Below are 20,289 nucleotides of genomic sequence, written 5' to 3' on the forward strand. Positions count from 1 at the left end.
GGGCGGCCGGAGGGGAGTTGCTGCGGCCGCCCCGGCCGGTCGCGGCCCTCGCCCCGCCGGCCCGGGCTCAGTTCACCGAGGCCTTGAGCGAGGCGACCGCTTCCTTCGCCGCCTTGATCGCGCCCTTGTTGATCTCGTCCGTGCCGGGCGCCTTCTTCGTCTCGAAGTCGCTGCCGTTGTAGGTGACGACCACCAGCGCGTTGGAGACCCGGGCCATCACCACGCCCTCACGGGTCTGCTGCTTGTCCTCGGTGGAGAGGTTGACCACGGAGTAGCCCTCGTCACCGAGCCCCGGGACCGGCCCGCCGCCGCTCTTCTCCGCGATCCGCTCCTGGTACGAACTCCGCGCCGCGTCGTCCGAGTCCATGAGTTCGAAGGAGACGTCGAGCCAGCGGTACTCGTAGCCCTTGAGCGCGTTCCAGGAGCAGGTGCGGCGCAGCGTGGTGTCCGTCGAGGGGATCTCCTTGCCCGCCGTCTTGGCGCCCGGCACCAGTGAGGAGACCGTCTTCGTGGCCACGCTCGTGCAGGGCGCGGGGGCGGCGGCGAACGTCTTCGGCACGGCGGTGGAGGAGGGCGCGGCCGTCGACTGCGACTGGGTCTTCGGCGTGTCCTTGGCCGCGGTGTCCTGCGCGGAGGTGAGCGGCCCGGAGGTCAGTGCCCAGCCCGCGCAGGCGAGTACGGCCACCGGGGACAGACGCGCGGTGAGGGTGAGCGGCAGTGGGAGAGAGCGCACGGCGCACTTTCGTGGGGGACGGTGCGGACGGGGTCCACGATGCGGACAGGGACGCCAGTTTCACACGACTCCTTGTGGGGCGGAAGGGTGAACTCGCTCCGTGGTGGCGCGGTGACAGCGGCGGCCTGTCACCCGCCCGAACGCCGCCTCGCCGTTGGGAACTGCTCCGGCGCCGTGGACCGCTCCCCCTCAGCCGCTCGCCCGAGGTGACGTCTATCCCGGCTGAGGAGCGGATCGCCGACCGCCGGGAGGTCACCGCTGACGGGCCGTTCGGTGGGGCCCGGTGGAGACGGACACCACCGCCTCCAGCGGGTTCCGGGCCCGCAGCAGCGGCTCGACGACGGAGTCGCCCGGGTGCACGCCGCCGCAGCTGCTCAGCAGGCCGTGAGAGTGCTGTGAGGCGCAGTGCATCCTCCGGACGCCCGCTGCCCGGATCGATAGCCTGCTGGCTGATCAGCTCGACCGGAGCCACGGTCCGCACCCCCCGGTCGGCGTCCCAGGGCGCCGACCGGTTCGACGACCGGCACGAACAGCGAGGTGACAGGTGCAGTTCACCACCCGACCCACCCTCCAGGGCACCTTCGGCATGGTGTCCTCCACCCACTGGCTTGCCTCCCAGTCGGCGATGGCCGTCCTCGAGGACGGCGGCAACGCCTACGACGCCGCCGTCGCCGGCGCGTTCGTGCTGCACGTGGTCGAACCCCACCTCAACGGACCCGCCGGCGAGGTACCGGTCCTGCTCGCCCCGGCGGGCGGCGAGGTACGCGTCCTGTGCGGGCAGGGCGTCGCCCCGGCCGGCGCCACCGTCGCCCACTACCGAGGACTCGGCCTGGACCTGGTTCCCGGCACGGGCCCGCTGGCCGCCGCCGTCCCCGGAGCCTTCGACGCCTGGATGCTCCTGCTGCGCGACCACGGCACCAAAGACCTCGCGGACGTCCTGAAGTACGCCATCGGGTACGCCGAACACGGGCACGCCCCCGTGGAGAACGTCGGCGCGACCGTCGAAACGGTACGGGAGCTCTTCGAGACGGAGTGGACCTCGTCGGCGGAGGTGTACCTGCCGGACGGCGAGGCACCCCGCCCCGGCCGGCTGCTGCGCAACCCCGCCCTCGCCGCCACCTGGAAGCGGCTGCTGGCCGAGACCGCCGGGGCGGGGGACAGGGAGGCGCGGATCGAGGCCGCGCGGGAGGTGTGGCGGACCGGGTTCATCGCCGAGGCGCTGGTCCGGCAGGCCGGCCGGCCCACCCTGGACACCAGTGGCGCGCACCACACCGGCACCCTCACGGCCGCCGACCTCGCCGGCTGGTCCGCGACCTACGAGACGCCGACGACGTACGACTGGAACGGCTGGACCGTGTGCAAGGCCGGCCCCTGGAGCCAGGGCCCGGCCCTCCTCCAGCAGCTCGCCCTGCTCCCGTCCGAACTGCCCTCGTACGGCTCCGCCGACTACGTCCACCTGCTGATCGAGGGCTGCAAGCTCGCCATGGCCGACCGCGAGGCCTGGTACGGGGACGCGGCCGAGGTGCCCCTCGAAGAACTGCTCTCGGCGCGGTACAACGCCGAGCGGCGCCGGCTGGTAGGGGAGAAGGCGTCCTACGAGCTGCGGCCGGGCAGCCCCGGCGGTCGTGTCCCCCGGCTGTGCGCGCACGCGCGCGTGGTGGCCACGGACGCGCCCGGCTTCAGCCCGATGGGCGCCGGTGAACCGACGGTCGCCAAGGCACCCACCTCGCCGGTCCCGGGGGAGCCCGAGGTCACCGCCGAGGGGGACACCCGCGGCGACACCTGCCACCTCGACGTCGTCGACCGCTGGGGCAACATGGTCGCGGCCACGCCCAGCGGCGGCTGGCTCCAGTCCAACCCGGTCGTGCCCGAGCTGGGCTTCCCGCTCGGCACCCGGCTCCAGATGACCTGGCTGGAGGAGGGCCTGCCGAACACGCTGACGCCCGGCCGCCGCCCCCGCACCACCCTCACGCCGTCGATCGCGCTGCGCGACAGTGTCCCGGTGCTGGCGTTCGGCACGCCCGGCGGCGACCAGCAGGACCAGTGGCAACTGCACTTCTTCCTGGCCGTCGCGCTCCACGCGCGCGTGCGCGGCGGACTCGACCTCCAGGGCGCCATCGACGCCCCGAACTGGCACAACGACGCCTTCCCCGGCTCCTTCTACCCCCGCGGCATGCGACCGGGCAGCGTGACCGTGGAGTCCCGCATGCCGGCCCGCGTCATCGAGGAACTGCGCCGCCGCGGCCACGACGTGACCGTCGGCTCCCCCTGGTCCGAGGGGCGGCTGTGCGCGGTCGCCCGCGACCCCGAGCACGGCATCCTGTCGGCGGCGGCGAACCCCAGGGGCATGCAGGGGTACGCGGTGGGGCGCTGAGGGCGGAGGGAGGCGGCGGCGAGGTACACGGCGGGCGCCGAGGCGGGGAGCACACGGCGGGGCGCTGAGACGGGGGGAGGTACACGGCGGGGCGCCTAGGCGCGGGTGAGCCGGGGGAGCGCTCCCGTTGTTCATCCCGATTCCATCCCCGACGTACCGGCGGGGCGGGGTTTGTCAGTGGGGCGTGCTCTCATGGAGACATGATCGACGACACGGAAACCATCGACGAGTTTCTCGCCCGCCACTCGGCCGACGTGGAGGAGACGGTCCGCAAGGCCGCCGAGGCCGAGATCATGCCCCGCTTCCGCCGGCTCGCCGCCCACGAGGTCGACCAGAAGAGCGGCCCGCACGACCTGGTGACGGACGCCGACCGCAACGCCGAGCTGTACCTCACCGACGCCCTCGGCGCCCTGCTGCCCGGCTCGGTCGTCGTCGGCGAGGAGGCGGTGCACGCCAATCCGGTCACGTACGAGGCGATCAAGGGCGACGCCCCGGTCTGGATCGTCGACCCGGTCGACGGGACCCGCCAGTTCGTGCACGGCGACGACGGCTTCTGCACCCTCGTCGCACTCGCCCGGCACGGTGTCGTGCTCGCCTCCTGGACGTACGCACCGGCCCGCGCCCAGCTCGCCACGGCGGTACGCGGGCGAGGCGCCTTCCTGGACGGCGAGCGGCTGTTCGCCGGGCCGCCCACGCCCGGCCGCGACCTGACGGTGGCCACCTCCCACCCCGACTACACCACCGAGGAGCAGAAGCACGCCCTGCTCGGCCTGTGGAGGGACGGCGTCGCACCGCGCGCCTGCGGATCGGCGGGCCTGGAGTACCTGAAGGTCGCCCGGGGCGACCTGGACGCCACGGCCTTCTCCTGGGAGGCGGCCTGGGACCACGCGGCCGGCCTGCTGCTGGTCGAGGAGGCCGGCGGCGCCCACCTGACCCTCACCGGTGAACCGTTCCGGATCACCGGCGGCAACAGCCTGCCGTTCACGGCGGCCCGGGACGCGGCGACGGCACGGCGGGTGGCGGACCTGCTGTCGGGGAGGCGCCCCTGACGGCCCGGCGCGCCGACTTCCTTGGCCCGCACGGCCGTTACCATCCCTACGGCCCTCCAGGCCCCCGGCGCCGGCAATCGCGGCACCCCCGGCACCCGGCGCCCGTCGCCGCCCGTGCCTTCGGCCCCCGCGCCGCAGGCGCCGTCGGACCCCCGGCATATCCTGATCCCGGAGGCCACCGGCTGACGAAGGGGTCCGACGTGCCGATGCTTGACGTGGTCGTGGTGGGAGCGGGGCCGAACGGCCTGACCGCTGCCGTGGAGCTGGCCCGGCGCGGCTTCTCCGTGGCCCTCTTCGAGGCCCGGGACACCGTGGGCGGGGGAGCACGCACCGAGGAGCTCACTCTCCCAGGGTTCCGCCACGACCCCTGTTCCGCCGCGCACCCCCTGGGCGTCAACTCGCCCGCGTTCCGCGCCCTTCCCCTGGAGCGCTACGGACTGCAGTGGCTGCACTCCGAGCTGGCCATGGCGCACCCCTTCCCCGACGGCAGCGCCGCCGTGCTGTCCCGCTCGGTGGCCGAGACGGCCGCCTCCTTCGGGCCGCGCGACGCGGGCGCGTACCGCAGACTCGTCGAGCCCTTCCTGCCCAGGTGGGACACCCTGGCCCGGGACTTCATGTCCCTGCCTCTGACCGCGCTGCCCCGCGACCCGCTGACCCTGGCCCGCTTCGGTCTCGCCGGCCTGCCCCCGTCCACCTGGCTCACCCGCCGCTTCCACGACGAACCCGCCAAGACCCTCTTCGCCGGTCTCGTCGCCCATGTCATGGCCCCCCTCGGCGGCCTCGCCACCGGAGCCGTCGGCCTGGTCTTCGCCCTCGCCGCGCACGCCCGCGGCTGGCCGGTGGCCCGTGGCGGCTCCCAGGCCATCTCCGACGCCCTCGCCGGCTACCTGAAGGACCTCGGCGGCGCCATCCACACCGACTACGAGGTCAAGCGCCTCGACGACCTGCCCCCCGCCCGCGCCTACGTCTTCGACACCTCGCCCACCGCCCTCGCCCGCATCGCCGGCCTCGGCCGCTTCTACGCGCGCTACCGGTACGGCGCCGGCGTCTTCAAGATCGACTACGCGCTCGACGGGCCCGTTCCCTGGACCGCCGAGGAGGCGCGCAAGGCCACCACCGTCCAGATCGGCGCGGACAGCTCGGAGATCGGCGCAGCCCTGCGCGCCGCCTCCCGGGAGGGCCGCGCACCCGAGCGCCCCTTCCTGATCACGGTGCAGCCGGGCGTCGTCGACCCCACCCGCGCCCCGGCCGGCCGGCACGTCTTCTGGGCGTACGGCCACGTCCCCAACGGCTGGACCGGTGACCTCACCGACGTCATGGAACGCCAGCTGGAGCGCTTCGCCCCGGGCTTCCGCGACCGCGTCCTCGCCCGCGCCGTCGCCGGCCCCGCCGAACTCGCCGCCCGCAACGCCAACTACGTCGGCGGCGACATCGGCTCCGGCGCGGCCTCCGGCCTCCAGCTGATGCTCCGTCCCAGGCTCTCCCTGTCCCCGTACACCACTCCGCACCCGGCCGTCTTCATCTGCTCCTCGGCCACCCCGCCGGGCCCGGGCGTCCACGGCATGTCCGGCCACAACGCGGCGAAGGCCGTCTGGCGCCGGCTGCGACAGCCGGCTTAACCACCCCGGCCGCTGGGCCGCCCGGCCACCCCGGCCGCCCGGCCGCGGGCCGTGCGCCGTACACCGACAGAGAGGAGCCCGACATGCCCACCATCACCCTCGTCCGGGGCGACATCACCGACCAGTCCGTGGACGCCGTCGTCAACGCCGCCAACTCCTCGCTGCTCGGCGGCGGAGGCGTCGACGGCGCCATCCACCGCCGCGGCGGCCCCGCCGTCCTCGAAGAGTGCCGCAAGCTCCGCGCCTCCCGGTACGGCCGAGGTCTCCCCACCGGGAAGGCGGTCGCCACCACCGCCGGCGCCCTGGACGCGCGCTGGGTGATCCACACCGTCGGCCCCGTGTACAGCGCGACCGAGGACCGGTCCGCCCTGCTGGCCTCCTGCTACCGGGAGTCCCTCCGCGTCGCCGACGAGCTCGGCGCCCGCACCGTCGCGTTCCCCGCCGTCTCCGCCGGCATCTACGGCTGGCCGATGGACGACGCGGCCCGCATCGCGATCGAGACCGTCCGCACGACGCCGACGGCGGTGGAGGAGGCCCGGTTCGTCCTCTTCGACGAGCGGGCGTACACGGCGTTCACGGAGCGACTGAACTCCGGCACCTGACCTTTCCCGGCCGCCGACATCGCGGGCACCGTGCGCGCCGGGCCCAGCGTCCCGCGCCAGCCCCAGGGGCTCCCGCTCACGCCCGCACCGCCCCGGACGGCCCACGCCCGCCCCCGCCCCGCGGATCACGCCGCCCTCCGCTCCCCGTCCGCCCCCGCGGATCACGCCCCCGCCCCTCCCGCTCACACCCACCCACCCCCCGCTGTGCGCCGGGCTTAACCCTTGGTGGCCGGTCCGGGAGACACCTGCGTAATGCACACTTCGTACCGTCACAGTGGCTCTCACCAGGCCGATCGTCGAAACGAAGGGGGCGCCCGTGGCCGTGCCGGACCCGCGGACCGACAGCGTGACGAAGGTGCGCTCGGTCTGCTCGTACTGCGGTGTCGGCTGCGGCATGGTGCTCGACGTCGGCCGCGGACCGGACGGACGCCGTACGGTCCTGAAGGCGTCCGGAGACAAGGAGCACCCCGCCAACTTCGGCCGGCTGTGCACCAAGGGCGCGACCACCGCCGACATGCTCGCCGCGCCGGGACGGCTGACCACCGCCCTCGTCCGCTCGGACCGCGGGGAGGAACCGGAGCCCGCCCCCGTGGACGCGGCGGTCGCCGAGACCGCCCGGCGGCTGCGGGCGATCGTCGACGAGCACGGGCCCGACGCGGTCGCCCTCTACGTCTCCGGCCAGATGAGCCTGGAGGCGCAGTACCTGGCGAACAAGCTGGCCAAGGGCTACCTGCGCACCAACCAGATCGAGTCGAACTCCCGGCTGTGCATGGCCAGCGCCGGCACCGGCTACAAACTCTCCCTCGGCGCCGACGGCCCGCCCGGCTCGTACGAGGACCTCGACAAGGCGGACGTCTTCCTCGTCATCGGCTCCAACATGGCCGACTGCCACCCCATCCTCTTCCTGCGGCTGATGGACCGGGTGAAGGCGGGCGCCAAGCTGATCGTCGTCGACCCGCGCCGTACCGCCACCGCCGCGAAGGCCGACCTGTTCCTCCAGGTCAAGCCGGGCACCGACCTGGCCCTCCTCAACGGGCTGCTGCACCTGCTGCACGAGAACGGGCACACCGACCCCGACTTCGTCGCCGCGTACACCGAGGGATGGGAGGCGATGCCCGCCTTCCTCGCCGACTACCCGCCGGCGACGGTCGCCGACATCACCGGCATCCCCGAGGCCGACCTGCGCGAGGCGGCCCGGCTGATCGGCGAGGCGGGGGAGTGGACCAGCTGCTGGACGATGGGCCTCAACCAGTCCACGCACGGCACCTGGAACACCAACGCCCTGGTCAACCTGCACCTCGCCACCGGAAAGATCTGCCGCCCGGGCAGCGGCCCCTTCTCCCTCACCGGCCAGCCCAACGCCATGGGCGGACGCGAGATGGGTTACATGGGCCCCGGACTGCCCGGACAGCGGTCCGTGCTCGTCGACGCCGACCGCGCCTTCGTCGAGGACCTGTGGGGGCTGGAGCCCGGCACGATCCGGGCCGACGGCGTCGGCAAGGGCACCGTCGAGATGTTCCGCAAGATGGCCGACGGCGACATCAAGGCCTGCTGGATCATCTGCACCAACCCGGTCGCCTCCGTGGCGAACCGCAGGACCGTCATCGAGGGCCTGGAGGCCGCCGAGTTCGTCGTCGCCCAGGACGTCTTCGCCGACACCGAGACCAACGCCTACGCCGACGTCGTCCTGCCCGGCGCGCTGTGGACCGAGACCGAGGGCGTCCTCATCAACAGCGAGCGCAACCTCACCCTCGCCCGGCCCGCCGCCGACCCGCCCGGCGAGGCCACCGCCGACTGGCGCCTGATCGCCGCCGTGGCCCGCGCGATGGGATACGAGGACGGCTTCTCCTACGACAGCGCCGAGGAGATCTTCGAGGAGATCAAGCGCGCCCACAACCCGCAGACCGGCTACGACCTGCGCGGAGTGACCTACGACCGGCTGCGCGCCACCCCCGTGCAGTGGCCGGCCGCCACCCCCGACGGCCCCGCCCGCAACCCCGTCCGGTACGTCGCCGACGACGGCTCGCTCACCTTCCCCACCCCGAGCGGCCGTGCCGTCTTCCACGCCCGCCCGCACGTCCCGCCGGCCGAGATGCCCGACGACGACTACCCGTTCGTCCTGAACACCGGCCGGCTCCAGCACCAGTGGCACACCCTCACCAAGACCGCCAAGGTGGCCAAGCTCAACAAGCTCGACCCCGGCCCCTTCGTGGAACTGCATCCCGAGGACGCCGCCGGGCTCGGCATCACCGACGGCGACTCGGTCGAGGTCGCCTCACGGCGAGGCCGCGCCGTGCTGCCCGCCGTCGTCACCGACCGCGTCCTGCCCGGCTCCTGCTTCGCGCCGTTCCACTGGAACGACCTGTTCGGCGAGTACCTCAGCGTCAACGCGGTCACCAGCGACGCCGTCGACCCGCTCTCCTTCCAGCCCGAGCTGAAGGTGTGCGCGGTGTCGCTGACGAGGGTGTCCACGCCGGTGAGCGTGCAGGTTCCCGCCGCCGCGAGTGCCCTCGCACCGGCGCGGGGCCCGGTGCTCACCCCCACGGCCGTCCACCCCTCCGCCGCCTCCGTCTTCGGCCTGGAACCCGCCCCGCCGCCCGTCCTGACCGAACGCGAACGGCAGTACCTGGTCGGCTTCCTCGCCGGCGTCCCGGCCGGCGCCCCCGGCGTGCCGGTCCTGCCGCCGGACGCCCCCTTCAGCCCCGAGCACGCCCTGTGGGTCAACGGCACCCTCGCCGGCATGTACTCCCGCACCGCCACCGCGCCCCAGCGGCCCGAGAGCCGCCGGGTGGTGATCCTGTGGGCCTCGCAGACCGGCAACGCCGAGGAGTTCGCCGCCACCACCGCCGAGCGGCTCAGCGCGGGCGGTCACACCGCGTCCCTCGTCGCCATGGACGAGGCCGACCCCGCTGCCCTGCCCTCCGACGCCGACCTGCTGCTGATCACCAGCACCTTCGGCGACGGCGACGCCCCCGACAACGGCGCCGGTTTCTGGGCCGGCCTGGCCGCGCCCGACGCCGACCGCCTGGAGGGCCGGCGCTACGCCGTCCTCGCCCTCGGGGACTCCTCCTACGACGACTTCTGCGGCCACGGACGCCGGCTGGACCACCGTATGGACGAGCTCGGCGCCGTACGGCTGGCGCCGCGCACGGACTGCGAGCCGGACTACGAGCCGCAGGCGCAGGCCTGGCTCGAACAGGTGCTCATCGCGCTCAAGGAGGCCGAGGAGGCCGAGGAGAAGTCCCACGGGACCGGCCGCGGCACCCCGCGGGCGACCGGGCAGCCGGCCACGCAGACGGGCGTCCGGGAGACCGCGCGGACCGACGCCGGCGCGGCACCGGCTGCCGCGACCCTGGCGCCCGCCGCCCCGGCCCGCTCCCGGCGGCCCGCCCCCGTCACCGCCCGGCTCGTCGGCAACCGGCTGCTGAGCCTGCCGGGGTCCGGCAAGGAGGTGCGCCGCTTCACCTTCGACACCCGCGACAGCGAGACCCCGCTCGTCTACGAGGCCGGGGACGCCCTCGGCGTACGCCCCCTCAACTCCCCCGGTCTCGTCGCCGAGTGGCTGGCCGTCACCGGACTCGACCCGCACGCGCGCGTGCGGGTGAACGGTGTCGGCGAGGTCCCCCTCGACGAAGCACTGCTGCGCCACCTCGACATCACCCGGATCACCCCCGCCCTGCTGCGGTTCACCGCCGACCGCACCCGCGACCCGCGCGAGCTGCGCAAACTGCTGCGCCCGGACAACAAGGGCGAGCTGGCGAAATGGTCCTGGGGCCGCCAGGCCGTCGACGTCGCCGCCGAGTTCGGTGTCCGGGCCGGCCCGCAGGAGTGGGCCGAGGTGCTGGGGCGCCTCCAGCCGCGCCTGTACTCGATCTCGTCCAGCCCGCTGACCGACCCCCACCTCGTCTCGCTCACCGTCTCCGTGGTGCGCTACGAGAACCTGGCCGGCCGGCCCCGCCAGGGCGTCTGCTCGCCGTTCCTCGCCGACGCCGGGCCGGACACCCCGGTGCCGGTGCACGTGCAGCGCTCCCCGCACTTCCGGCCGCCCGCCGACCCGGCCACCCCGATGGTGATGGTGGGCCCCGGCACCGGCGTGGCACCCTTCGTCGGCTTCCTCGAGGAACGGCGGGCCCGCGGGCACCGGGCCCGGAACTGGCTGTTCTTCGGCGAACAGCACCGGGCGACCGACTTCTACTACGAGGAGGAGCTGACCGCCCTCCTCGCCGACGGCACGCTCGCCCGCCTGGACACCGCCTTCTCCCGTGACCAGCGTGCCAAGGTGTACGTGCAGGACCGGATGCGCGAGCACGGCTCCCAGCTGTGGTCCTGGCTCCAGGACGGCGCCCACTTCTACGTCTGCGGCGACGCCTCCCGCATGGCCAAGGACGTCGACCGGGCCCTGCACGACATCGCCGTCGTCCACGGCGGCCTGGACGAGGAGGAGGCCACGGCGTACGTCAAGCAGCTCGCCTCCGGGAAACGGTACGTGCGCGACGTCTACTGACGACACCGTCGGGGCCGTCACGGTGAGCCAAGTGACCTTGCGCCGAAGTGAGTTGAAATCCGGCCATCACGGCGCGCCACTGTTCGGTTTATCAACACTATCCGACAAGATCTGACGCACCCTCCGTCCGTGCAGCCGCACGGTGCGCCCCGAGGAAGGTCATGGTCATGTCGCACCCGCACGTGTCGTCCATGGACCGGCCGGACCACCCCCAGCGGGTGGTCGTCAGCCGTCGTCGTCTGCTCGAGGGATCGGCCGCCGTCCTCGGCGCGCTCGCCCTGTCCGCACCGTCCGCCGCCCACCGGGCCACCGCCGCCGACGGCACCCCCGAGTGGAACGGCCACATCGACGTCTTCCGCCTCGGCACCGAACCCCCGCACACCACACTCATGCCGTACGCGACGCTGCCCCAGGCCCTCGCCGCCGACCGCACCCGCTCCCCGTACCGGCTGAGCCTCGACGGCACGTGGAAGTTCGCGTACGCCGACCGCCCCGACGACCGGGACACCGACTTCCACCGCACCGACCTCGACGACAGCGACTGGGACACCATCCCCGTCCCCTCCGCCTGGCAGCTGCACGGCTACGACCGCCCCATCTACATCAACATCACCTACCCGTGGTGGGGCCCCAACGGCCTGGGCGAGGAGGCGCAGCCACCGGCCGCCCCCACCCGCCACAACCCCGTCGGCCAGTACCGCCGCACCTTCAGGATCCCGGAGGGCTGGGCGGGACGACGGACGTTCCTGCACTTCGAAGGGGTCAAGTCCGCCCACTACGTATGGATCAACGGAGAGCTGGTCGGCTACCACGAGGACTCCTACGACCCCGCCGAGTACGACATCACCGAGCACCTCCGGCCGGGCACCAACCAGATCGCGGTGGAGGTCTACCGCTACTCCGACGGCGACTGGCTCGAGGACCAGGACATGATCCGGCTGAGCGGCATCTTCCGCTCGGTCCACCTGTACTCGACACCCGCCGTGCACCTGCGCGACTTCCGGCTCGACACCCCGCTGAGCGACGACTACCGGGCGGCCGAGCTGTCGGTCACCGCCAGCGTGCGGGACTACGGCGGAGACGGCGGCGGCCGGTACACCGTCGAGACCCAGCTGTACGACGCGAGCGGACACCCCGTCTGGTCCAGACCCCTGCAGCAGCCCGTCACGCTCGGCGCCGGCGACGAGAGGACCGTACAGGCCGCGAAGGCCGTGCCCGGGCCGCGCCTGTGGTCGGCCGAACACCCCTACCTCTACACCGCCGTGCTCCGCCTGCGCGACCCCGCGGGCCAGGTGATCGAGACCCTCTCCCACCGGGTCGGACTGCGCGAGTTCGCGCTCAGGGACGGGCTGATGCGCATCAACGGCAAGCCGGTCTCGTTCCGGGGCACCAACCGCCACGAGATGCACCCGGTCCGCGGCTCCGCCCTCACCCGCGCGGACATGGTGGGGGACATCGAGATCATCAAACGGCTCAACATCAACAGCGTCCGCACCTCCCACTACCCCAACAACCCGCTGTGGCTGGATCTCGCCGACGAGTACGGCCTGTACCTCGTGGACGAGACCAACCTGGAGACCCACGGCATCCGCGGCGAGTACCCCGGCGACCACGCCGAATGGACCGCCGCGTGCGTGGCCCGCGCCCAGAACATGGTCCACCGCGACAAGAACCACGCCTCGGTCGTCATCTGGTCACTCGGCAACGAGGCGGGCGGCGGCAGCACCTTCAACGCCATGTACGACTGGATCCGCTCCTACGACCCCACCCGCGTCATCCAGTACGAGGGCGACGACCGCCCCGGGATCAGCGACATCCGCTCCGAGATGTACGACAGCCCCTCCCGCGTCGAGGCGCGCGCGAAGGACACGAACGACACCCGGCCCTACGTGATGATCGAGTACTCCCACGGCATGGGGAACTCCAACGGCAACTTCAAGAAGTACTGGGACCTCGTCCGCCGCCACGACGTCCTGCAGGGCGGCTGGATCTGGGACTTCGCCGACCAGGCCCTCGACTGGCCCACGCCGACGCGCAAACTGTTCACCGAGGCCGGGCCCGCCGCGCTCCGCGGCGAGATCCTCGCCCCCGCCGGCACCTTCACCCGCGACAAGGGCGTCTTCGGCGGCACCGTCTTCGCCCGCGACCCGAACCTCGACCTCACCGGTTCCCTCACCCTGGAGGCCTGGGTCACCCCGCACGTCACCGGCTACCACCAGCCCATCCTCGCCAAGGGCGACACCCAGTACGCCCTGAAGCAGACGAACCGCACCCTGGAGTTCTTCATCCACGGCGGCGGCCAGTGGATCACCGCGAGCTGGGCGCTGCCGGCCGACTGGACCGGCGGCGAACACCATGTCGCGGGTGTCTTCGACGCCGAGGCCGGCACCCTGACCCTCTACGTCGACGGCTCGGCGCGGGCCACCCGGACCACCACCCGCCGGCCGAGCAACAACACCGCCTCCCTGGCCCTGGCCACCGACGTCGACAACCCGACCCGGGAGTTCAGCGGCACCATCCGCCGGGCCCGGGTCTACGCCCGCGCGCTGACCGCCGGCGAACTCGCCTCCGACAGCCGTGGCCCCGGCGACGACGGCGTACGGTTCTGGTTCGACGCGGCCACCGTCGGCTTCACCGAGAAGCGGCCCCGCGCGAAGACGTTCCAGGCCTACGGCGGCGACTGGGGCGACAACCCCAACGACGGGGCCTTCTCCGGCGACGGCATCGTCACCGCCGACCGCGGACCCACCGGCAAGTCCGCCGAGGTCAAGAGGATCTACCAGGCCGTCCAGGCGGCACCCGCCTCCGGTGGGACGCTGACGCCCGGAGCGGCGGTCACCCTCACCAACGAGTACCTCTTCACCCACCTCCGGGAGTTCGACGGACGGTGGGAACTCGTCGGCGACGGGAAGGCGGTGCAGCGCGGAAGGCTGAGCCGTGCCCAGCTCGACGTGGCGCCGCTGTCGAGCAAGGACATCACCGTGCCCTTCAGACTGCCGGACGACCCCGCGCCGGGCGCCGAGTACTTCCTCACCCTGTCCTTCACCACCCGCGAGACCACGAAGTGGGCGAAGGCCGGCTTCGAGGTCGCCCGTCAGCAACTCCCCGTCGACGCCGGCAGCCCGGCCGTCACCCCCGTGTCACCGGCCGGCGTCCCGGCCCTCGCCCACCGGGACGGCGACCGGTCGGTCACCGTCACGGGCGAGGACTTCTCGGTCACCGTCGACAAGGCGACCGGCGTCATCACCTCGTACGAGGCCGGCGGCGCCCGGCTGATCTCCTCCGGGCCGGTCCCGAACTTCTGGCGGGCCCCCACCGACAACGACCGGGGCAACGGCCAGCACACCCGCAACCAGACCTGGCGCGACGCCGGCGCCCACCGCACGGTGACGGGCGTCGCCGTCCGCGCCCTGGGGGACAAGGCCGTCGAGATCAAGGTCGCCGGCACGCTGCCCACGACCACCGAGTCGGCGTACACCACCACCTACACCGTCTTCGGCAACGGCGAGATCAAGGTCGACAACACCCTGCACCCGGGCGCGGCCTCCCTGCCGTACATCCCGGAGGTCGGCACGCTGCTCTTCCTGCCCGGCCGCCTGGAGCAGCTGCACTACTACGGCCGCGGCCCCGAGGAGAACCACTGGGACCGCAACAACGCCACCGACGTCGGCCTGTACTCCGGCACCGTCACCGGACAGTGGACCCCCTACCTGCGCCCGCAGGAGAACGGCAACAAGACCGACGTCCGCTGGGTCGCCCTCACCGGCCGCGACGGCACCGGCCTGCTCGTCTCCGGCGAACCGCTCCTGGAGGTCAACGCCTCTCACTTCACCCCGGAGGACCTGTCCGTCGGCGTCCGCCACGCCTACCAGCTCACCCCGCGCCCCGAGGTCGTACTCCGGCTGAACCACCGGCAGATGGGTGTCGGCGGGGACAACAGCTGGGGCGCGCACACCCACGACGAGTACAAGCTGTTCGCCGACCGCGACTACGCCTACACCTACCGGCTGCGCCCCCTGCGGGACGTCGACGAGGCGATGGCCGCCTCACGCCGGCCGACGGCAACCCCGTAGTAGCCGTTTCCCCGCGTGCGGACGGGCGCGGCCACCGCTCGGTGGCCGGGCCCGTCCGCACGGCCGTTCCACCCGACGGTTCATTTCGTCACACAGTGTTCGATCACTCGCGCATTCTCCCCGGCGACGCGAAAGAATCGGAACGGCAGCACGCATCACCCGTCACGCACTCCACGGAAAAGGAACCCCACCATGGTCGAGCAGGACGAACGCTTCGACGTCGTGGTCCTCGGCGCCGGACCCGGCGGCTACGTCGCCGCCGTACGCGCCGCCCAACTGGGCAAACGTGTCGCCGTCGTCGAGGAGAAGTACTGGGGCGGCGTCTGCCTCAACGTGGGCTGCATCCCCACCAAGGCCCTGCTGCGCAACGCCGAGCTCGCGCACATCGTCACCCGCGAGGCGAAGACGTTCGGCATCAAGGTGGACGGGCAGATCTCCTTCGACTACGGCGAGGCGTTCCGCCGCAGCCGCAAGGTCGCGGACGGCCGCGTCAAGGGTGTCCACTACCTGATGAAGAAGAACAAGATCACCGAGTACGACGGCCGCGGCACCTTCCTCGACCCGCACACCCTCCAGGTCGCCGACTACGAGGGCAACACCCGCACCATCGGCTTCGACCACTGCGTCATCGCCACCGGCGCCACCCCCAGGCTGCTGCCCGGCACCCGCCGTACCTCCCGCGTGGTCACCTACGAGGAGCAGATCCTCGCCGACGACCTCCCGCAGTCCATGATCATCGCCGGTGCCGGCGCCATCGGCATCGAGTTCGCCTACGTCCTGCACAACTACGGCGTGAAGATCACCATCGTCGAGTTCCTCGACCGGGTCGCCCCCCTGGAGGACGCCGAGGTCTCCGCCGAACTCGCCCGCCAGTACCGCAGGCTCGGCATCGACGTCCTCACCTCCACCCGCGTCGAGTCCATCGACGAGTCCGGCCGGCAGGTCCGTGTCACCGTCACCGGCAAGGACGGCGCCCAGCAGGTCCTGGAGGCCGACAAGGTCCTCCAGGCCATCGGCTTCGCCCCGAACGTCACCGGCTACGGCCTGGAGAACACCGGCGTCACGGTCACCGAACGCGGCGCCATCGACGTCGACGGCCGCTGCCGCACCTCCGTCCCGCACATCTACGCCATCGGCGACGTCACCGCGAAACTCATGCTCGCGCACGCCGCCGAGGCCATGGGCGTGATCGCCGCCGAGACCATCGCCGACGCCGAGACCATGGAACTCGACTACGCGATGATCCCCCGCGCCACCTACTGCCAGCCCCAGATCGCCAGCTTCGGCTACACCGAGGCCCAGGCCCGCGACCTCGGCTACGACGTGAAGGTGGCCAAGTTCCCCTTCAGCGCCAACGGCAAGTCGCACGGCCTCGGCGACACCACCGGCTTCGTCAAGCTGATCAGCGACGCCAGGTACGGCGAGCTGATCGGCGGCCACCTCATCGGCCCCGACGTCACCGAGCTGCTGCCCGAGCTCACCCTCGCCCAGCAGTGGGACCTCACCGTCCACGAGGTCGCCCGCAACGTCCACGCCCACCCCACCCTGGGCGAGGCCGTCAAGGAGGCCGTCCACGGTCTGGCCGGCCACATGATCAACATGTGAGGTCCGTGGCGGGGCGTGTGACGGGGCCTGCGGCTGGGTGCTCAGGCGGGCCTGCGGCCGGGCGCTGCCCCGGGCCCGGCGGGGTGGCCCGGGCCGGGGCCGCTCACCCGAACGGCCCCGCCACGCTCGCCCCCGCCGTTCACCCGGGATGTGCTGCAACGGAGCCCACAGAAGGGACGCCGTCGATGACCTCCCGTCCGGACCCCTCCGCCGGCACCCCGCGGGGCGAGATCGGCACCGCCTGGTCCGCCCCGCCCGGCGGCCCCCGCGAACCCTCCCCGCGCGACTCCCGGATCCCCGGCGGCGTCGTCCTCGCCGGCGTCCTGATGCTGTGCAGCGGTGTTCTCGCCGTCCTCCAGGGCGTCGCCGCCCTCGCCGGGGACGACGTCTACGCCCGCGTCGGCTCCTACGTCTACGGACTCGGCCTCACCGGCTGGGGCACCGTCCACCTCGTCCTCGGCCTCCTCGCCACCGCCACCGGCGCGGGCCTGCTCGCGGGCGCCGCCCGGGCCCGCCTCCCCGGCCTCCTCCTCGCCTCGCTCAGCCTGGTCGCCCAGTTCCTGTTCCTGCCCTACGAACCGCTCCGGTCGGTCGTGGTGATGGCGCTCGACGTCTTCGTCATCCGGGAGCTGACGTGGCGTCAGGAGGGTTCCGGCTGAGCCGCCTTCGGCTCGGCGAACGGTTTCTGGAACCGTTTCTGTCGGCCACGGCGGCGATCTCCGACGCCTTTATGTAACCGTTCCTGTTCATCCCGTTGACACCTCGCGTCCCCGCTCTTAGCGTCTCGCCAACATTACGACCATGGGTCGATATATCGAACGGTTGAAAGGCAGTGCCCTGCGCATCCCCGGTATCAGCACCCACGTGGCGCCGACGCCGTGGCGCAGTCCGACGCACGGACAGGTGCGCACCGCGACCGGCGGCTCCGTGCGGACCTACCAGGTCGCCGGGCCGGGCCGCCGCGGCACGCCGCTGCGCCGCAGGTCCGGGCTGTTCGAGGCAGGCGGGATCCGCCCCTGCGGCACCCCTCCGCGGCACCTGATCCCGGACACCGCCCAGGAGCGGGTACGGGCGTCCGACCTGCTCCCGGCCTGCTCACCGCTGCCCGGCCCGCTCCACTGCCTCCCCGTCCGACATGCCCTCACCCCCTCAACGACGAGAAGTACGAGGAACGATCACCATGCACACCCGAAGAGCCGCCCTCGCCGTGCTTGCCGGAGCCGCCTCCCTGGCCCTCACCCTGTCCGCCTGTGGTGAGGACACCGGGGGCAGCAGCTCCGAGGGTGGCGGCACCATCGGCATCGCCCTGCCGACCCGGGCCTCCGAACGCTGGATCACGGAGGGCAAGAGCGTCGTCTCGGACCTGAAGGCCAAGGGGTACCAGTCGAAGCTGGTCTACGGCGAGGACAAGCCGCAGACCCAGGTCTCACAGATCGCGGGCCTCATCGAGCAGGGCGTCGACGCGCTGATCATCGCGGCCATCGACAACAAGTCGCTCAACGACGTGCTGCAACAGGCCGCCGACGCGGACATCCCGGTGATCTCCTACGACCGGCTCATCCTCGGCACCGAGAACGTCGACTACTACGTCTCCTTCGACAACGAGCAGGTCGGCCGGCTCCAGGCCCGCTACATCATCGACAAGCTCGGCCTGGAGGACGGCAAGGGCCCGTTCGACATCGAGCTGTTCGCCGGGTCCCCCGACGACAACAACACCAAGTACTTCTTCGACGGCGCGATGGCGCTCCTGCAGCCGTTCCTGGACAGCAAGCAGCTGGTCGTCCGGTCCGGCCAGACCGAGCTCAGCCAGGTCACCACCCTGCGCTGGGACGGGCCCACCGCGCAGAAGCGCATGGACGGCATCCTCGCCGAGTCGTACGGGAGCAGGACGGTCGACGCGGTCCTGTCGCCGTACGACGGCATCTCCCTCGGTGTCCTGGCCGCGCTGAAGTCGGACGGCTACGGCTCCGGCGGCAAGCCCCTCCCGGTCGTCACCGGTCAGGACGCCGAACTGGCCTCGGTGAAGTCGATCATCGCGGGTGAGCAGTCGCAGACGATCTACAAGGACGTCCGTCTGCTCGCCGAGGTCGCCGCGGACATGGCCGACGACATACTCAACGACAAGACGCCGAGGATCAACAGCAGAAGGGCCTACAACAACGGCGTGAAGTCCGTGCCCGCCTACCTGTTGCAGCCGACGAGCGTCGACAGAACCAACTACGACCTGGTCCTGGTCGCGGGCGGCTACTACACCGCCGCCGAGCTCGAGTAGCCGCACGCCACGGTTGCCTCGGCGGCGGACCGCGCCGTCCTGGGGAAACTCGCCCGCACCGGCAAAACCGTACGAGAAGAGCGCCGGCCACGCGGCGGCACCCACCTTCGTCGGAAGCCACGACGGCCCCGGAACCACGCCCGCCCCGGGCGCGGAACAGGCGGGCCGTCCGCAGGGATCGCCGCCGCTCACCGGCCTTGTCGCCGCTGCCGCCCCGCACCACCCCAGCCGCCGCAGCCCGTCCCGGCACCGCCGCCCACCCGACCGCCTGACGGGCGGGCACGGAACCCGGCCTTCGGCGAGCTACGGCCTCGGGGAGACCGTGCGCCGCCCGGCGACCAGCACCGCCAGCGCCGGCCCGCACACCAGCAACACCGCCAGCACTCCGTACCCGTACGTCAACGTGGCCGCCGCCGCGACCCCCGCCACGATCAACGGGCCGCCGGCGTCCCCGAGTTCACGCCCCAGTTCGGCCGCCCCCATCGTCTGCCCCAACCGCTCCCTCGGAGTCGACGAGGCGAGGGCCGCGAACCCCAGCGGAGTGATCAGCCCCGTACCGGCACCGATCAGCGCCGCGGCGAGCAGCACACCCGCGAGGCCCGGCAGCATCGCGCACGCCAGCCCGGCCGCCGCGACGACCGTCCCGCACGCCAGTCCCGCCCGCGTGGACAGCCGCCCCGCGTCCAACGCGCGCCCCGCACGCGGCTGTACGACCGCCGCACAGGCGGCCAGCACCGACACCGCGGCCCCCGTCGCCACCGTCCCGAGATCCGCCCGCGCGCCGGACACCGGCAGGAAACCCACGCCGACCGACAGCGCCGCGGTCGCCCCCGCCAGCGCCGCCGTGGGCACCAGGAACACCGGATCGGCCAGCCGCCGCGCCAGATCCACGACCGTCTGCCGGGACCGCGGCAACGGCGGTACGACCGGCACGGCGACCGCCGCCCACACCGCGACGCCGGCACCCAGCACCGCGAGCACACCGAACAGCAGCCGCAGTCCACCCGCCCACACCAGCACCCCGCCCAGCAGCGGGCCCAGCGTGTAGCCGACGGACTTCCAGAAACCGTAACTCCCGAACGCCCGCCCGTGCCCGGCCGCCGGACTGAGCCGCGCCACCAGTGCCGACGCCGCCGGGGAGAACGCCGAGGCCGCCGCGCCCTGGCCCAGCCGGGCCGCCCACAGCCAGCCGACGCTGCCGACGGCGACGTACAGCGCGGAGGCGGCGGCGAACGCGACGAGACCGCCGAGGAGGACGGGGCGCGCCCCGACCCGGTCGGCGATCGTGCCGAACACCGGCTTCAGCAGCACCTCGGCGCCGTCGTAGAGCGCGAGCAGTCCGCCGAGGACGAGCAGGGAGGTGACGGCGTCGTCGGCGTCCCCGCCGAGGTTCGCGGCGATGCCGTGCGCGCCGAACGCGGTGGTGAACCCGGCCGCGTACAGCGGCCACAGCTGCCC

At 72.8% G+C, this 20,289-nt stretch carries 11 protein-coding genes; 9 read left to right on the plus strand and 2 right to left on the minus strand.

What is annotated here, in order from left to right; translation table 11 throughout:
- Positions 1-67 precede the first annotated feature (67 nt).
- The gene (locus ACIBBD_RS25040) at positions 68-733 is read right to left on the minus strand and encodes a hypothetical protein (RefSeq protein ID WP_399421746.1); all 666 of its coding nucleotides are present in this window, start codon (positions 731-733) and stop codon (positions 68-70) included.
- A gap of 586 nt (positions 734-1,319) precedes the next feature.
- Between ACIBBD_RS25040 and ACIBBD_RS25045 the strand changes: the two genes are divergently transcribed.
- The 9 genes from ACIBBD_RS25045 (at position 1,320) to chvE (ending at position 18,831) form a co-directional block, all read left to right on the plus strand.
- Complete coding sequence (locus ACIBBD_RS25045) at positions 1,320-3,107, plus strand: gamma-glutamyltransferase family protein (RefSeq protein WP_399421777.1); 1,788 nt, start codon at positions 1,320-1,322, stop codon at positions 3,105-3,107.
- Between the two features lie 200 nt (positions 3,108-3,307).
- On the plus strand, positions 3,308-4,156 hold the full coding sequence (locus ACIBBD_RS25050; protein ID WP_399421747.1) for an inositol monophosphatase family protein: 849 nt from the start codon (positions 3,308-3,310) through the stop codon (positions 4,154-4,156).
- A gap of 206 nt (positions 4,157-4,362) precedes the next feature.
- Positions 4,363-5,775: a phytoene desaturase family protein gene (locus tag ACIBBD_RS25055; RefSeq protein WP_399421778.1), complete on the plus strand. Its 1,413-nt coding sequence runs from the start codon at positions 4,363-4,365 to the stop codon at positions 5,773-5,775.
- A gap of 83 nt (positions 5,776-5,858) precedes the next feature.
- Positions 5,859-6,377: an O-acetyl-ADP-ribose deacetylase gene (locus ACIBBD_RS25060; protein ID WP_399421748.1), complete on the plus strand. Its 519-nt coding sequence runs from the start codon at positions 5,859-5,861 to the stop codon at positions 6,375-6,377.
- Between the two features lie 394 nt (positions 6,378-6,771).
- Positions 6,772-10,881, plus strand: a complete 4,110-nt coding sequence (locus ACIBBD_RS25065; RefSeq protein ID WP_399421779.1) for a molybdopterin-dependent oxidoreductase — start codon at positions 6,772-6,774, stop codon at positions 10,879-10,881.
- Positions 10,882-11,048: 167 nt separating this feature from the next.
- Complete coding sequence (locus tag ACIBBD_RS25070) at positions 11,049-14,954, plus strand: glycoside hydrolase family 2 TIM barrel-domain containing protein (protein ID WP_399421749.1); 3,906 nt, start codon at positions 11,049-11,051, stop codon at positions 14,952-14,954.
- Between the two features lie 192 nt (positions 14,955-15,146).
- Positions 15,147-16,559, plus strand: coding sequence for a dihydrolipoyl dehydrogenase (lpdA, locus tag ACIBBD_RS25075; protein WP_399421750.1), 1,413 nt, complete (start codon positions 15,147-15,149; stop codon positions 16,557-16,559).
- Between the two features lie 185 nt (positions 16,560-16,744).
- The gene (locus ACIBBD_RS25080; RefSeq protein ID WP_399421751.1) at positions 16,745-17,218 is read left to right on the plus strand and encodes a hypothetical protein; all 474 of its coding nucleotides are present in this window, start codon (positions 16,745-16,747) and stop codon (positions 17,216-17,218) included.
- Between the two features lie 521 nt (positions 17,219-17,739).
- Positions 17,740-18,831 (plus strand): multiple monosaccharide ABC transporter substrate-binding protein, encoded by a 1,092-nt coding sequence (gene chvE, locus ACIBBD_RS25085; RefSeq protein WP_399421752.1) that lies wholly within the window; start codon positions 17,740-17,742, stop codon positions 18,829-18,831.
- Between the two features lie 303 nt (positions 18,832-19,134).
- Here chvE and ACIBBD_RS25090 read toward each other — a convergent pair whose 3' ends face one another.
- Entirely contained in the window at positions 19,135-20,283 is a 1,149-nt protein-coding gene (locus ACIBBD_RS25090; protein WP_399421780.1) for an MFS transporter, read from the minus strand.
- Positions 20,284-20,289 lie beyond the last annotated feature (6 nt).

It is taken from the genome of Streptomyces sp. NPDC051315 (assembly GCF_044455165.1).
Classification (GTDB): Bacteria; Actinomycetota; Actinomycetes; order Streptomycetales; family Streptomycetaceae; genus Streptomyces.

What these genes read in the sequence shown, in the direction of transcription:
- ACIBBD_RS25045 (WP_399421777.1), top strand. Translation starts at nt 1,320, where the DNA reads ATGGTGTCCTCCACCCACTGGCTTGCCTCCCAGTCGGCGATGGCCGTC.
- ACIBBD_RS25050 (WP_399421747.1), top strand. Translation starts at nt 3,308, where the DNA reads ATGATCGACGACACGGAAACCATCGACGAGTTTCTCGCCCGCCACTCG.
- ACIBBD_RS25055 (WP_399421778.1), top strand. Translation starts at nt 4,363, where the DNA reads ATGCTTGACGTGGTCGTGGTGGGAGCGGGGCCGAACGGCCTGACCGCT.
- ACIBBD_RS25060 (WP_399421748.1), top strand. Translation starts at nt 5,859, where the DNA reads ATGCCCACCATCACCCTCGTCCGGGGCGACATCACCGACCAGTCCGTG.
- ACIBBD_RS25065 (WP_399421779.1), top strand. Translation starts at nt 6,772, where the DNA reads ATGGTGCTCGACGTCGGCCGCGGACCGGACGGACGCCGTACGGTCCTG.
- ACIBBD_RS25070 (WP_399421749.1), top strand. Translation starts at nt 11,049, where the DNA reads ATGTCGCACCCGCACGTGTCGTCCATGGACCGGCCGGACCACCCCCAG.
- lpdA (WP_399421750.1), top strand. Translation starts at nt 15,147, where the DNA reads ATGGTCGAGCAGGACGAACGCTTCGACGTCGTGGTCCTCGGCGCCGGA.
- ACIBBD_RS25080 (WP_399421751.1), top strand. Translation starts at nt 16,745, where the DNA reads ATGACCTCCCGTCCGGACCCCTCCGCCGGCACCCCGCGGGGCGAGATC.
- chvE (WP_399421752.1), top strand. Translation starts at nt 17,740, where the DNA reads ATGCACACCCGAAGAGCCGCCCTCGCCGTGCTTGCCGGAGCCGCCTCC.